13 protein-coding genes are annotated in these 14,897 nt (G+C 63.2%); 7 read left to right on the top strand and 6 right to left on the bottom strand.

Features of this window, described 5'->3' with window-relative positions; translation table 11 throughout:
* Positions 1 to 18 precede the first annotated feature (18 nt).
* Genes cbiB through cobA form a run of 4 tightly spaced genes read right to left on the bottom strand, consistent with a single transcriptional unit; the run spans position 19 to position 4,151 of the window.
* Positions 19 to 996: an adenosylcobinamide-phosphate synthase CbiB gene (gene cbiB, locus E9677_RS21985; protein ID WP_136560200.1), complete on the bottom strand. Its 978-nt coding sequence runs from the start codon at positions 994 to 996 to the stop codon at positions 19 to 21.
* A 4-nt stretch (positions 997 to 1,000) separates the two neighbouring features.
* The gene (cobD, locus tag E9677_RS21980) at positions 1,001 to 1,996 is read right to left on the bottom strand and encodes a threonine-phosphate decarboxylase CobD (RefSeq protein ID WP_136560199.1); all 996 of its coding nucleotides are present in this window, start codon (positions 1,994 to 1,996) and stop codon (positions 1,001 to 1,003) included.
* Positions 1,993 to 3,297, bottom strand: a complete 1,305-nt coding sequence (locus E9677_RS21975; protein ID WP_136560198.1) for a cobyrinate a,c-diamide synthase — start codon at positions 3,295 to 3,297, stop codon at positions 1,993 to 1,995. Before E9677_RS21975 ends, cobD begins: the two co-directional genes overlap by 4 nt.
* A complete protein-coding gene (gene cobA, locus E9677_RS21970; protein WP_168801299.1) occupies positions 3,294 to 4,151 on the bottom strand; it encodes a uroporphyrinogen-III C-methyltransferase in 858 nt (285 codons plus the stop codon). Before cobA ends, E9677_RS21975 begins: the two co-directional genes overlap by 4 nt.
* A 107-nt stretch (positions 4,152 to 4,258) precedes the next feature.
* On the opposite strand from cobA, the gene E9677_RS21965 reads away from it, so the two are divergent.
* Together E9677_RS21965 and E9677_RS21960 are read left to right on the top strand one after the other, a co-directional pair.
* Positions 4,259 to 5,395, top strand: a complete 1,137-nt coding sequence (locus E9677_RS21965; protein ID WP_136560196.1) for a cobalt-precorrin-5B (C(1))-methyltransferase — start codon at positions 4,259 to 4,261, stop codon at positions 5,393 to 5,395.
* Positions 5,385 to 6,077 carry a cobalt-precorrin-6A reductase gene (locus E9677_RS21960; RefSeq protein WP_136560195.1) on the top strand — a complete coding sequence of 231 codons (693 nt, stop codon included), beginning with the start codon at positions 5,385 to 5,387 and terminating at the stop codon, positions 6,075 to 6,077. The genes E9677_RS21965 and E9677_RS21960 overlap by 11 nt, the downstream gene beginning before the upstream one ends.
* Positions 6,078 to 6,089: 12 nt before the next feature.
* On the opposite strand, the gene E9677_RS21955 is transcribed toward E9677_RS21960, so the two are convergent.
* Positions 6,090 to 9,503: a DUF3971 domain-containing protein gene (locus tag E9677_RS21955; protein ID WP_168801298.1), complete on the bottom strand. Its 3,414-nt coding sequence runs from the start codon at positions 9,501 to 9,503 to the stop codon at positions 6,090 to 6,092.
* Positions 9,504 to 9,625: 122 nt separating this feature from the next.
* On the opposite strand from E9677_RS21955, the gene bcp reads away from it, so the two are divergent.
* The 5 genes from bcp (at position 9,626) to E9677_RS21930 (ending at position 14,566) form a co-directional block, all read left to right on the top strand.
* Positions 9,626 to 10,093, top strand: a complete 468-nt coding sequence (gene bcp, locus E9677_RS21950) for a thioredoxin-dependent thiol peroxidase (protein WP_136560193.1) — start codon at positions 9,626 to 9,628, stop codon at positions 10,091 to 10,093.
* Position 10,094: 1 nt separating this feature from the next.
* Positions 10,095 to 10,940, top strand: coding sequence for a ferritin-like domain-containing protein (locus E9677_RS21945; protein ID WP_168801297.1), 846 nt, complete (start codon positions 10,095 to 10,097; stop codon positions 10,938 to 10,940).
* 135 nt (positions 10,941 to 11,075) lie between these two features.
* Entirely contained in the window at positions 11,076 to 12,398 is a 1,323-nt protein-coding gene (locus tag E9677_RS21940) for a M23 family metallopeptidase (protein WP_136560192.1), read from the top strand.
* 234 nt (positions 12,399 to 12,632) lie between these two features.
* Complete coding sequence (locus E9677_RS21935; protein WP_136560191.1) at positions 12,633 to 14,153, top strand: DEAD/DEAH box helicase; 1,521 nt, start codon at positions 12,633 to 12,635, stop codon at positions 14,151 to 14,153.
* Positions 14,154 to 14,158: 5 nt separating this feature from the next.
* Positions 14,159 to 14,566, top strand: coding sequence for an NUDIX domain-containing protein (locus tag E9677_RS21930; RefSeq protein ID WP_136560190.1), 408 nt, complete (start codon positions 14,159 to 14,161; stop codon positions 14,564 to 14,566).
* Here the strand turns inward: E9677_RS21930 and E9677_RS21925 are convergent.
* Positions 14,554 to 14,895, bottom strand: coding sequence for a TfoX/Sxy family protein (locus E9677_RS21925; RefSeq protein WP_136560189.1), 342 nt, complete (start codon positions 14,893 to 14,895; stop codon positions 14,554 to 14,556). The genes E9677_RS21930 and E9677_RS21925 overlap by 13 nt on opposite strands.
* Positions 14,896 to 14,897 lie beyond the last annotated feature (2 nt).

Raw genomic sequence — 14,897 nt, 5'->3', positions numbered from 1 at the left:
TTTGGTGAGCTATCCGGTTCAGAGCAACCGGATTGTGAGCCAGGTCATGGAAATCAGTGCCGCCATGACAGCGCAGGCGGTATAAAACAATCGTATACCCCTGAGGATATCGCCAGGACCGGCATTGTCGCGACCGCCCGCATGCATCATCGGCTCGCTCACCCTGACGCCGCCATAGACGCGCGGTCCGGCTAGCTGCAGGTCGAGTGCGCCCGCCATGGCAGCTTCCGGCCAACCGGAATTCGGTGAGCGATGCAGGCCGCTGTCGCGAAGCGCGGCCGAAAGCGAGCGACGGCCGGCCCCTGCCCCGAGCCTTGTTGCGGCCGCCAGGGCGATGAAACCGGCCGATAGCCGCGCGGCTGGCCAATTAGCGAGATCGTCGAGCCGGGCCGAGGCCCAGCCGAAATCGAGGAAGCGCTCATTCTTGTGCCCGATCATCGAATCGGCCGTGTTCAGCATCTTGTAAGCGAGGATGCCGGGCAACCCGGCAATCGCATACCAGAACGCCGGCGCCACGACGCCATCGGCAAAATTCTCCGACAGGCTCTCGATCGCCGCCCGCGATACACCCGCCTCGTCCAGCGTCTTCGGATCGCGGCCGACGATCATCGCAACTGCCCGGCGGCCGCCTTCGAGCCCTTCCTGTTGCAGTCCGTCAGCGACCGCCTGGACATGGTCGCCGAGACTTTTCTGCGCAAGAAATACAGCGACGACAATCACTTCGAGCACCATCCCGATAGGGCCGAGATGGTCGAAAAGGCGCGAAAGGACCAGGCCGACGGCAGCCGAGGCGGAAAGCAGCAGCAGGATCGTGACGACGCCGTTCAGCCGGCGACCTTCGGCTGTGAACGTCGAGCGGTTCAGCGGTTTCTCGAAGAGATCGATCGCCTTGCCGAAGATCACGACCGGATGCGGCAGACGGCGCCACAGCCAGGGCGGATCACCGACGATCCGGTCCAACCCGATGGCCGCGAGCAGCAGAAGAAGATGGCTCATGCAGTCACCTTTGGAAGGATTGAAGCGCAACGAGCAGGCGCGCGTCGGCGGCCTCGTCCGGCGCAAGACCGAAGCGCAGCCAGTCGGGCCGGTAATCGAACTTGCGGGTGAGGATGTGACGGCTGCAGAGGTGCCGATGCAGGGCTCCGGCGGCTTCGTCCTCGACCAGCTGGAAAAGATCCGTTCCGCCTCGCACTGCGAGCCCGGCCTCGGATAACACCCGGCCTAGCGCTTGCGAACGCCGCTGGATTTGGTTGCGGACGAGTGTGGTGTCCGATGACAACAGCTGTTCGGCAAGCACCAGGGCGGGCCCCGACACGGCCCAGGGTCCGAGCCAATCGGCAAAACGACCGATGATGCTGTCATCAGCGATGACGAAGCCGAGGCGAAGGCCCGCGAGCCCGAAGAATTTTCCAAAGGAGCGGAAGACGATGAGGTTCGAATTTGGCTCGGCAGCGAGGCTCCGGTTCGGATCCATGTCGCCGAAGGCTTCGTCGACAACGAGAAGACTGCCACGCCGGTCGAGCTCGTCAGCAAGGGCCACAAGCTCCGCGCGTCCGAACAGGCGACCATCCGGATTATTGGGGTTCACGACGACGACGAGACTGTGCTCGGAGCTGATCTCGCCGAGATCGCCGATCATATCCACGGCTAGACCCGCAGCCATGAAGGCCCGGACATATTCGCCATAGGTCGGGGTGAGCACGGCAACGCGGCTGCCCGAAGGCACAAGGCGTGGCAGATTCTGGATGACGGATTGCGTGCCCGGCACGGGCAGAGGCAGGCGATCGCCCGAGCCGTAATAGAACCGGGCAGCCTCCCGCGCCGCCATTTCGCGCTCCTGGTCTGGCAGCCTATGCCAGGCGCGCATCGGGATCTCGGGCAGATCCGGCGGGCAAGGATTGATGCCGGTGGACAGGTCGAGCCAGTCCTCGATCCGACCACCATATTGCGCGGCGACTGCGGCAAGTCCGCCGCCGTGCTGGATTGGACCACTCACGGCTGCTCTCCAGCGATATCGATCAGATGCATGTAGGATCCGGCGACAGAGCCATGGCGCAAGCCGACCGCGCCAAGCTTTTCGCCCAGCGCATCCTCTGCCTCGAAGAGGCGGTCTGCGGGCCCCTCGGAGACGACCGTGGAATAATGAAATTCATGGGCGGTGAAGGTACCTTTGAACAAGTCGGGCGCAAGCGAACGAAGTCTCCGGTAACCGAGATGCCGTTTCCGCGTCGCATAGCTCGTCACCAGCGGCAACAGGCCGAGCATGGCGTGTCGCTGGCCGTGGGCATCGATCAGGCCCTCGCCCAGCACCATATAGCCACCGCACTCGCCGTAGATACGGGCACTGCGTGCGGTAGCGGCGGTCATGCCTGTGCGAAAGCGCGCGGCATCCGCAAGCGTTCCGGCATGCAGCTCCGGGTAGCCGCCTGGCAGATAAATCGCATCGGCATCGCCCGCCGGTGCCTCGTCGGCCAGCGGCGAGAAGAAAGAAAGCTCTGCCCCCTGCCCGCGCCAGCCTTCGAGCAGGTGCGGATAGGAGAAGGCGAACGCCAGATCTCGTGCGACGGCGATGCGCTGGCCGAGCGGAGGCAGGATCGCGGGCAACGGAGCGGGCGAGGATTTTGCCTCTGCTTCTGCCACTGCCAGCAAGGCATCCAGCTCGACGCCCGCTTCGACCGCATCAGCTGCGCGCTCGATGAAAGCCTCCAGCGCCACATGCTCGCCGGCCTGCACGAGGCCGAGATGCCTCTCGGGCAGAGACAAGGTCGGGTCGGCCCTCAGGCTGCCGACAACAGGCACATCAATGCCAGCCATCGCGGCCCGCAGCATGGCCTCATGCCGGTCGCTGCCGATGCGATTGAGAATGACGCCAGCGACACGGACATCCGGCCGAAAACGGGCAAAGCCGGCGACGAGGGCCGCGACCGATTGAGAGGTTCGTGCGCAATCGACGACGAGTATCACGGAAAGGTCGAGGAGTGTCGCAAGATCACCGGCACTGCCGCTGCCGTCGGCTGCACCGTCGAACAGTCCCATCATCGCTTCGACAACCAAGGTGCCAGTCTCGGCACAGCGGGCCGCCTGCGCTCTGAGAAGAGAGGGCCGCATGGCCCAGGGATCGAAGTTGAAGCAGGGCACGCCACTTGCGGCCGCGTGAAAGGCCGGGTCGATATAGTCTGGGCCGGCCTTCCCCGGAGCAACGCAAATCCCTCGACGGCGAAAGGCCCGCATCAGCCCGAGCGTAACCACCGTCTTGCCGGAACCGGATGCCGGTGCGGCGATCAGCAGTCCGCTCATGCGGTGTCTTTCCGATCTACGGCAAAGGGGTCAGGCAGGAGCTTGCGTCCCGAAGCGGCGCCGAGCCAGTCAAGCGAGGGACGCAAGCGCACCACCTCGCCGATGACCACGATCGCGGGCGGCTCGATGCCGGCGGCAAGCATGTCGGTCTCGGCCCGGGCGAGCGTTGTTTCGAGCACAGTTTGTTCCGGAGTTGCCGCATTGCAAACGAAGGCGACCGGCTCGTCGGGCCGGCGGCCGGAGGCCAGGAGATTGCTCGCGATTTGGCCCATATGTTTCATCGCCATATACATGACGATGACAGGCGAGCCGCGACCGATAGCGTCCCAGTCGATGCGATCCGGAACGACGCCCGACGAATCATGGCCGGTCAGAAATGTGACGGCGTGGTTGACCTCGCGATGCGTGACCGGAATGCCGGCATAGGCGAGCCCACCGATACCGGCGGTGATGCCGGGAACGATGCGGAAGGGCACGCCGTGTTCGATCAGCGTCAGCGCCTCCTCGCCACCGCGTCCGAAGACGAAAGGATCGCCGCCCTTCAGGCGCAGGACCCGGTGACCGGCCTTGGCGAGTTCCACCAGACGCAGCGAAATGTCGCGCTGCTTGGCCGACGGCTTGCCACCGCGTTTCCCCGCATATTCGAGCACGGCGCCTGTGCGCGCCAGTTTCAGGCAGTCCTCGTTGACCAGGGCATCGTGAACGATGACGTCGGCTTCCGACAGACCCTTCGCTGCAAGCAGCGTCAAAAGGCCGGGATCCCCAGGGCCAGCGCCGGCCAGCCACACATGGCCAGGCTCGATGGCCGGCAGGCTCGTGGGCAGGGCAAGACGCGTGGTGTCACTCATGTCCATGGTCTAGGCCCCGCCGATAAAAATTGCAATTCCGTAGCAGTGCTTTCCGCATGCAACCTGCGGCCCCATGCCTTCCGCCCGGCAGTCAGCTCGCCTATAAGCGAGGCATGAGCGATGCCGATCGAAACGACGGGAAGAACGCCTCCGAAGGCGAGCGGCTGGAGAAGCCGGAAGGAGCACCCCTGCGCAAAGGTTGGACCACCGGCGCCTGCGCGACGGCGGCGACCAAGGCCGCCTATACGGCGCTGTTGACCGGGACCTTTCCAGACCCGGTTTCGATCACCCTGCCGAAAGGCGAAACTCCCGCCTTCGCGCTGGCCAGGGAAGGCATGGACGGAGAGAGCGTCTTTGCAGGCATCGTCAAGGATGCGGGCGATGATCCGGATGTGACCCATGGGGCCACCGTAGTCTCCACCGTGACACGGCTGTCGCCCGGAAGCGGCATCCGCTTTGTGGCCGGCGACGGCGTCGGGACCGTGACCAAGGCCGGCCTGCCGATCGGGGTTGGAGAACCGGCCATCAATCCCGTGCCGCGCGCCATGATGTCGGCCGTGGTCGAGGCACTGGCCGAAGAACACAATGTGTCGCCCGATCTCGAGATCCGGATCTCGGTGCCCGGCGGCGCGACCATTGCGGAGAAGACCTGGAACCCGAGGCTCGGCATTCTCGGCGGCATCTCCATCCTTGGCACGACAGGCGTGGTCCATCCCTTCTCCTGCGCGGCCTGGATCCACTCCATCCATCGCGGCATCGACGTGGCCCGCGCCGAGGGCCTGACGCATCTGCTCGGCGCGACGGGATCAACATCGGAAAGGGCAGCCCAGGCCTTTCATGGCCTGCCGGACGGCGCGCTGATCGACATGGGCGATTTTGCCGGCGGATTGCTCAAATATATCCGCGCCCATCCCGTACCCCGGCTCACCATCGCGGGTGGTTTCGCCAAGATGACCAAGCTTGCCCAGGGCGCCCTGGACCTGCATTCGTCCCGCAGCCAGGTGGACAATCTATTCTATCTATCAATGCCTTGCAGCCAATCACTGACAGATTCCCAGCATCATGCCGTCAAAAACGCGAATACAGCGCTTGAAGTCTTTGAAATCATGACGAAAGTATCCATCGACATAGCAACATCCATCGCCGAGGCCGCCAAGCGGACTGCGGAGGGCGTGCTGCGCGACAGTGGAGTGAGCGTGGACGTCATCGTGACCGACCGCAAAGGAGCGATCATCGCTCATGCAGTCTGAGAAAAGCGAGAACCCGCAAAAGATCCTCATCCTCGGCGGCACGGCAGAGGCCCGGGCCCTGGCTAGGCAACTCCTTGACGAAGGCCATCGTGTCACGACCTCGCTCGCGGGGCGAACGGTCGACCCGGCGCTACCGGTCGGCACTGTGAGGATCGGCGGCTTCGGTGGCGCAGAAGGGCTGGCAAACTATCTGCGGGCGGAAGGCTTCGAGCGGATGATCGATGCAACGCATCCCTTCGCCCGACGCATAAGCGAAAACGCCATACAGGCCTCGGCAATATCGGGTGTACCGCTCGAGCAACACATGCGGCCACGCTGGCAAAAGCAACCCGGCGACCGGTGGAAGGCGGTGCAGTCGCTCGCCGCGGCAGCGGAGGCACTGCCACCCGCGGCCACCGTGTTTCTCGCGCTCGGACGGCAATATCTCGACGCCTTTACCGGGCGCAGCGATTGCCGCTTCGTCATCCGCATGGTCGACCCGCCAGAGGCTCCCCTCGCCTTTACGGACCATATGCTCGTGCTGGGCAAACCGGCCAGTGACCCCGAACGGGAGGCCGACCTTTTTACGGCCTACGGAATCACGCATCTCGTCTGCCGAAATTCCGGTGGCCCGGCGGGTTATGCGAAGATCATCGCCGCCCGTCGCCTCGCGCTGCCGGTAATCATCATCGAGCGCGACTGAGATCGAATATCTTTAGCGGAATTCGAAGATCTGGCGAAACACACCCGGCGCGATGATCGACAGCGGGTTGATCACGAGATTGGGCTTGGTGGTCGCGCCGGTCAGCTTGAAGGTGATCCCGAGCAGGCCACGGTCCCGGCCATTGCCGAGGATGGCGCCGATCACCGGCAGTTCGCCGAACAGCCGGTTCAAGCCATAGGCCGGCATGAAGGTGCCGGTCAGGTCGATCCGCCCGGCCTGGTCGCGCACGATCCCCTGGAAGGTGGCGCCGATCTGTTCGCCACGCACGATGCCGTTTTCCAAACTGAGTGTGCCATCGACCACCGAAAGGCGCGCAAAGGCGCGCTGGAAGCGGGCCGAACTGACATCGATATCGCTGCGCACCGCACTGTTGAGGCTTCGTCCATCGGCACCGGTTGGCGTCGTCACGATGCTCTGCAGCCGTTCTTCGTTCTGGACCTGGAAATTCCGCAGGTCGAGGTTCCCACTCCAGGCGCCCTCACGGGTCTCTGTCAGTCGGAGGTTGGCAAGGCCGCCGCCCAGGCGCTTGTACGTATCGAGGAAGCGGAGCACGGCGCCGGCATCGCTCGTCGTCACGGAGAGTTCGCGTCGTCCGTCCGGTTGCCGCAGCTTGGCAACCAGAGCCTGGCCACTGCCCGTCACGCCGGAAAAATCGACCCCGCTGAGGCGCCCCTTGCCCGAGGAATAGACGACGGATACTCCGGACAGCTGTTCGCCGCCGAAACCGACGACACGCTCGAATCGCCCTTCGATACGGAGTGAAGTATTTGAGGTTTTTGTGTTACCGACGTCCCCGGAGGGCTGCTGTATCGTCGAAATCAGCGAGCGTGCGTCGAAGGCACTTCCATTGGCGACGACCGAATAGACGCCCTTGCTGAGCCGTATCGTCAGCGCCACGTTATCCTCGGGCGACAGGCGGACGCGCGAAAGTTTGGCGGCCACAAGCCCCTTGTCGTCGGCCGACATTTCGCCGACGGCACCGAAACCTTCCCCGTCGAGTTCGAACTTCTCGATCAGCGATTGGGTACCGTTCTTCGATAATTCGAACTTCGCCATGGCGCCGATGCCCTGCCCCTTGGCCCAGCCGACCCAGGGTATGGTCAGCGTCGCCGAGCGCAGATCGACAGACACGGACTGGCGGGTTTCGTCGAGACGGCGCAATTCGATCTTCATGGGACCGCTGACGAGCTCGCCGAGCCCCGGCACGAGCTTCTCGCGGGTCGCATTGTCGAGCGTCGCGGTGACCACCCGTTCGCGGGCCACCTCCCCTTCGCCGCGGCGCACGGGTTCGGTCAGCTCCACATCCATGGTCACGTCATCGATCCGGGCCTTGGCCTCGAGCTTGGCCTTGTCAGCATCGACGATCAATTTTCCGGTGACATCGCTGATCTGCCGACCGTCGAAAGGCTTCGAAACATCGACGTCTTCGAGATCGACCTCTGCCGTCCAGCTTGGGTCGGGCGGCTGCTGGTCGGCCACGAGACCGAGGCGGATCTTCGCCCTGCCGCGCACCTTTCCGGCAAAGTCATCCGCCTTGAAATCGACGGTACGCAACGCCTCGATCGGCTTGAACGAGACGAGTTCGGCCACGGCGTCGGCAGCGCCGCTGACATCGAGTTCGAGATCGGCCATGAGCGGCTTTTCATAGGCGTCCTGGAGGACCAGCTTGCCGCGATCGAGCGTCACCATGCGCCCCGATGGAAAGAAGGAGCCGGCCGAGCGAATGTCGACATCGACCCTTTCGCCCACCATGTCGAAACGACCATAGACATCGCGAAGAGGTGGTAGGTCACCGGTGAGGTTCAACCGGGCGTCTTCCAGATCGAAACCGATCTTCAACTCATTGGCGTCGAGGCGCACGGGTTTCGGATCGATCGACAGGCGGTTCTGTGGAATGAAGACTTCGATCGTGCCGCGCGGAATGATGCCGCCATAGAGGTTCTCGAGCACCCAAGCCCTTGGCTTCGAGGCGATCCAGTAAGGCCAGAGCTGCTTGACGACGCTGGTGCGCATGTCCTGCACTTCGCCGTTGAAGCGGATCTCCGGACCCGTGCCGCCGAAACGGATCTGCAGTTTCCCGCGCATGTTGCCACCGGGCGTCGATGCGTCGAGCGTATCGAGTTGCAGCATGTTCTCATCGACGAGATAGCGACCGTAGCCCTTGAGGAAAAACGGAAACGGCGTCTCCCCAGCCGTCGGCACATTCGCCCGCCCGTCGGTCACCACCAGATCGAGGCCGAAGCCCTTGCCGAAACTCGGCCCCTCGGGAAGGCGGTCGAGATCGATGATGCCGCCGGAGAGCGGGATGACCGTCTCCTCGAAGCGCGCCATGGAATCAGCCAGCTCGATCGTGTCCTTGGCAAAATCATAGGAGAGCTTGAGCTGGGCGTCGGTCAGTTCCTGGCGCTGGCCGTCCGAGTAAAAGCCCGCCTTGCGCATGTTGATCGCGAGCGACACTGCCGGTGTCTGCGACCCATCTTCGCGCCGGGCATTGAGCAGCAGTTCGGCGGACCCGTCGATGCCCTGGCGCGCTTCGCCAACGCTCGAGCGCCGGAGAAGAAAGGGCGTGACACGCACGTCGGCAACGCGCATCGTCAAGGCTTCAGCCCGCCCTCCGACATTGGTGGTCAGGGCAGTGAGCTCTGTCTGCTGCCCGTTCACCGAGACGGCGCCGAAAATCGACAGCGAATCGTCGTCGCCCCGTTCCAGCACGATGTCGTCGATGGAAATGGAAAGCGGCCGTCCGCTGGCGCTGGTCGAGGCAATTTCCAGCCCGCCGAGCCGCATTCGGTCGAGGCCTCCCCGCGAGATAAACCCCTGCAGCCTGTCGAGTTCGCCAAAAGCGTCGGCGAGCCGCGCCGGCACTTGGTCGACCCGCCAGTTGGAGAGGTCGATGGGCTTGCCCTTGGGCAGGACGGTGGCGTCGAGATTGATCCCTTCGCTCACCACCTCGCGGACAGAGAAGCGCCCCCCGAGAAGTGCGAGCGGTTCGATGATGAAGCGCACCGATTGAGTGACGGCGACCTGCTGGCCGCCGACTGTCTGATGCAAGGTGACGTCGCGCGCTTCGACCGACAATTCCATGTCGTTCGAGAACCGGACCTCGGTGGCACCGATCTCGGCCACGAATTGCTCGCCGAGCGCATCGTTGAGAACCGTCCGCGCGCGTTGGGCAAGGGCAGCATCGAGCGCCCCGCTCTCGACGACCGCATAGACGCCCATGAAGACGATCAACCAGAGGCCCGCAAACCCCACAAGCACCCTCAGGAAGCGCCGAAACAGGGAGCGCTTCGGCGGAGGGCAATGCACGATGAGGGGATCCTCGGCCTGAGCCGAAGGAAGGGCATGCAGCGGCACGATGTCCCGCTTGCGAAACCGTAGCTTTTCGCCCCGGATCTCCGACATGTGCTGGTGATTGTCTCCGTCGACCGATGCCGCTAACAAGTCGCTCTGGACGACTTCGGAGCGGACTATATATCGATGATGCCCAGATTCACGCATAAAACGGGCAAAAGAAAGGTTATCCCATGACGGATTTGACTGCCGGGGACATGGCCCCCGTATTCTCCCTGCCCCGCAACGGCGGCGGCACCGTTTCGCTTGGCGATTTCTCCGGAAAGCCGGTGATCGTCTACTTCTATCCCAAGGACGACACGAGCGGCTGCACGACCGAAGCAATCGACTTCACCGGCCTTGCCGCCGATTTCGAAAAGATCGGCGCGACCGTCATCGGCGTTTCGCCTGATTCGGTGAAGAGCCACGACAAGTTTGCCGCCAAACACAGCCTGTCGGTCGTGCTCGCCGCTGACGAGGAGCATCAGGCGCTGCAAGCCTATGGCGTGTGGAAGGAAAAGAGCATGTACGGCAAGACCTATATGGGTGTCGAACGCTCGACCTTCCTGATCGACGGCTCAGGCAAGGTCGTCGAAATCTGGCGCAAGGTGAAGGTAGCAGGCCATGCGCAGGCCGTGCTGAAGGCAGCCCAGGCCCTGTGACATGCCCGAGATGACGCAGCCCGAGACGGCTTTCCATTCCCTTCGCGGCGCTGCCACCCTCGCGATCACGAGCGCCGACCTCGACGAGAAGACGGCGCTCGCTCAAACTGCGGCGATCCGCTGGCAGGAACGCCGCCTGTCATTGCGCTCGCCGCTCGATCCGCCGCTTCCCGATCGCCCCGGACGCCCGGCAAAGCCGGAACTGGTTCCGCCCAAGGCCGTCGGCAAGCGATCGCTGCACACGCTGCCCGGGCGCGTTGCGCTTCTGCACGCCCTCGCCCATATCGAACTGAACGCCGTCGACCTCGCGCTCGACATCGTCGCGCGCTTTGCGACCGAGCCGGTACCGCATTCCTTCTTCGACGGCTGGATGAAGGTGGCCTTCGAGGAAGCCAAGCATTTCAATTTGGTCCGCGACAGGCTGCGCGCCCTCGGCGCCGACTATGGAGACATGCCGGCCCATGACGGCCTCTGGCAGGCAGCACATTCGACCAAGAACGACCTGACGGCACGATTGGCGGTAGTACCGCTGATCCTGGAGGCTCGCGGTCTCGACGTCACGCCGGCATTACAGGAAAAGATGCGCGAGACCGGAGACCTCGAGAGCGCCGACGTGCTCAAGGTGATCTACGAGGACGAAAAGGGCCATGTGGCCGTCGGCGCCAAGTGGTTCCGTTTCCTCTGCGCCCGGGAGAAACGCGATCCGGCGAGAGCCTTCCAGGATCTGGTCCGCGCCAATTTTCGCGGCCAGCTCAAGGCCCCCTTCAACGATGTCGCCCGGGCGGAAGCGGGCCTCACACCCTCCTTCTACAGGTCTCTGTCCTCCAAGAACAACTCGTCGGTTTGACACGCAATTCCAGGCGCCTAACGCTTCATTAACCCTAATTATGCGTAACTCCTAAAGGCGGGATCGCAGAGTCGACGGACCGCCGAAGGGCAAGGAATGCAACAGCGTTTCGCCTGAATTTGATTGGGGGGCAGCGTGGCGGCGGGTTCGAACAACCAGATCTTCGGAAAGCGCAAGGTGCAGCACGTCGTCATTCTGGCGAGCGGCGACCGCATCCGCCACATGACCATTCGCCCCTGGATGATCGCCCTCACCGTCTGTTTTCTCGGCACGATGTCAATCGGCTATCTCGGCGCGACCACATATCTCGTCCTGCGCGACAATCTGATCGGCGCCACCATGGCTCGCCAGGCACGCATGCAGCACGAATACGAAGACCGAATCGCCGCACTCAGGGCGCAGGTCGACCGGGTGACCTCTCGCCAGCTTCTCGATCAGCAAGTGGTCGAGGAAAAGGTCGAGAAACTGCTCGAACAGCAGATGGCGCTCACTTCGCGGCATGGCCGGATCGGTGCGCTTCTCGAGGGCAGCAACCCATCCGACGCTCTGCCGACCGATGGCCCCGTGCCGGCCGATAAGCCAATCGTGGACGGCAAGAATCACGCGGCCCTGCCGACGGGCACGCAAGCCTTCGCGGCGCTCCTGGGAACGGCGACGGACGAGACTGCCGCCATTGCAGCGGAGGCCGGCAGCCGCAAGCCGGAACTCGCCCTCGGTTATGTGCCGATGACGGGCGAGAATGTCGCGGATCGCGCCGACCGGCTGTTTTCCAACATGACATTGTCCTTGAAGGAAATCGAAGCGGAGCAACTGCAGCGGATCGACCAACTCGCCAGCGGCGCATCTCAGACGGCCGACGAAATCTCAGCCATACTCGAGCGCCAGGGCGTTCCGATCGGCGACCTTGCCTCACTCCCCATCGCAGACGCCGTCGGTGGCCCTTATCTCGCCCCGCAATCGGACCGTGACTTCAATGCCTCGCTCAATGCGCTCGATGCAGCCCTCAACCGGCTCGAAACTGTGCGCGGGACTGCAAAGCGCCTTCCTTTCTCCAACCCGGCCCCCGGCCAGGACATTACCAGCCGATTCGGCAATCGCCCGGATCCCTTCTTCGGCGGCCTCGCGATGCATGCCGGTATCGATTTTCGCGCACCGACGGGCACCGAGATCCGCTCGACGGGAAGCGGCAAGGTGGTAAAGGCCGCTTTTTCCGGCGGATACGGCAATATGGTCGAAATCGACCATGGCCTGGGTCTCACGACCCGTTTCGGCCATATGTCGCGTATTCTGGTGGGTGAAGGCGATATGGTCGAACCGGGCCAAATCATCGGCCTTTCGGGCTCGACCGGCCGCTCGACGGGACCGCATCTCCACTATGAAGTCCGCCGCAACGGCGACCCCGTCGATCCGATGCGGTTCCTCAATGCCGGCATGAAGCTGACGCCATTGATCAATTGAAGCACTGCATCAAATGCCGAAATGCTTCTGCCTGGAACCCCGGAAAGCCAATAGTTTCTTGTTGGTTTGCGCGACAGCTGCCAATTATTCGTGAACATTAAGCCTTTATAGGGGTAAATCCGGCTGTTTCCTTGACTTTCCGGCAGTTTCCCACTATTCGCCGCAACCATTGGAGCCCGATCCGATGGGCTATTGAGCGATGTTCGCGAGAACAGGAACGGAAACTACTTCCCTTTGACCACTTTTGCTGACCTTGGCCTGAGCCAAAAAGTCCTTTCTGCCGTCACCGATGCCGGCTACACGATCCCCACACCCATTCAGCTGGGCGCGATACCGCCCGCCCTGCAGCGGCGTGATATTCTGGGCATCGCCCAGACCGGCACCGGCAAGACGGCCGGTTTCGTTCTCCCGATGCTGACCCTGCTCGAAAAGGGCCGGGCCCGGGCGCGCATGCCGCGCACGCTCATTCTAGAGCCGACGCGCGAACTGGCCGCCCAGGTCGCCGAGAACTTCGAGAAATACGGCAAGAATCACAAGCTCAACGTGGCCCTCCTCATCGGCGGCGTGTCCTTCGATGAACAGGACCGCAAGCTGGAGCGCGGTGCCGACGTTCTGATTTGCACGCCTGGCCGCCTGCTCGACCATTGCGAGCGTGGCAAGCTGCTGATGACCGGCGTCGAGATCCTTGTCATCGACGAAGCCGACCGCATGCTCGACATGGGCTTCATCCCCGATATCGAGCGCATCGCTAAGATGATCCCGTTCACGCGTCAGACGCTGTTCTTCTCGGCAACCATGCCGCCGGAGATCCAGAAGCTGGCCGATCAGTTCCTGCAGAACCCGGAGCGCATCGAAGTCGCCCCGCCGTCCTCGACGGCGAAGACCGTGACCCAGCGCCTCGTCGCCTGCCACAACAAGGATTACGAGAAGCGCTCGACGCTCCGTGACCTGATCCGCGCCCAGGACGACCTGAAGAACGCGATTATCTTCTGCAACCGCAAGAAGGATGTCGCCGACCTCTTCCGTTCGCTCGACCGCCACGGTTTCTCTGTCGGTGCCCTGCACGGCGACATGGACCAGCGCTCGCGCACCAACATGCTGGCGGGCTTCAAGGCCAATGCGATCACGCTGCTCGTCGCTTCTGACGTTGCCGCCCGCGGCCTCGATATCCCCGATGTGAGTCACGTCTTCAATTTCGACGTTCCGATCCACGCCGAAGACTATGTCCACCGCATCGGCCGAACCGGCCGTGCCGGGCGCTCAGGCGCGGCCTTTACCCTGGTGACGCGCAGCGACACCAAGTTCCTCGATGCCATCGAAAAGCTGATCGATCAGAAGATCGAATGGCTTGACGGTGACGTGTCCGCGCTTCCGGCGCCGGCGGAAAGCCATGACGAAAGTCGTGGGAAACGTACTCGCGACAAGGGTCGCGAGCGGCGCGGCGGTCATAAATCCGATACGCGCAGCGAGTATGTCAAACCGGTAGAGGAACAACAGGTAATGGAAGCGGTCAAGGTGGAAGCGATCAAGGTCGAACCGGTTGCAAGCAAGGTCGAGCCTGTTGTAACAGAACGCAGGGCGGAAAAGCGTCGCGACCAGAACCCGCGCAATAACCGCAACAATCCCTACCCGGCCAATGACGACAATCGCGATCGTCGCCGCAATCGACATCACGACCATGACGACGGTCCGACGCCGGTTGGTTTCGGCGACGACATTCCGGCATTCATGCTGGTCGTAGCCGCCAAGGCCTGATCCCGGTGGGTCAGCCTGGTCTCGATTTCCCCGGTCTCGGGGTCGGTCTTGCCATCCTTCGGGATGGCAAACTGCTTTTATGCAAGCGCATGAAGGCGCCGGAAGCCGGTCACTGGAACATCGTGGGCGGCAAGGTCGACCACATGGAGCCGGCAGAGTTTGCAGCACGCCGCGAAGCCGAGGAAGAGACAGGACTTTCGATCGGCTCTATCCGTTACGTCGGCATGACTGAACAGCTGATCGAAGCGGACCGCCAGCACTGGGTTTCGCTGCTCTATGTGAGCGAAGACACGACGGGCGAGCCCCTGCTCACAGAACCTGACAAGCTATCGGCTATCGGCTGGTTCGACCTCGACGACCTGCCGCAGCCGCTCTCGGTCTTCACCAAAACCGTCCTGACCTATTTGCGCTGATCGCTCTCCCGCTCCGTCACCCGGATCGCGGCATCGAGTGCGATCCGCGCCCATTTCGCCATCATGTCGGGATCGTCGAGCGCTTCGTCGGGGACCGTCCAATAGGGCATGGCGACGGGTTTGCCGCTGCGACCCTCGTAGCGCCAACGCGTGGCACCCGCCTCTTCCAGCATTGGCGCGCTTTCGGCATCGCCCTTCAGCATGAGCTCGCCACGCAGTTCAAGCGCAAAGATGGTGCCCCGCGCGTAAATGCCCTTGCCGCCGAACATCCGGCGGATCGTCACAGGCCCGACCCCCTCGAACATTTCCTCGATCGCCGCATTGTCCATGT

The sequence above is a fragment of the Peteryoungia rhizophila genome, from assembly GCF_004912145.1.
Taxonomy (GTDB): domain Bacteria; phylum Pseudomonadota; class Alphaproteobacteria; order Rhizobiales; family Rhizobiaceae; genus Allorhizobium; species Allorhizobium rhizophilum.
Note: the sequence above shows the minus strand (reverse complement) of the source record. Positions and strands in the feature narration are given on the sequence as shown.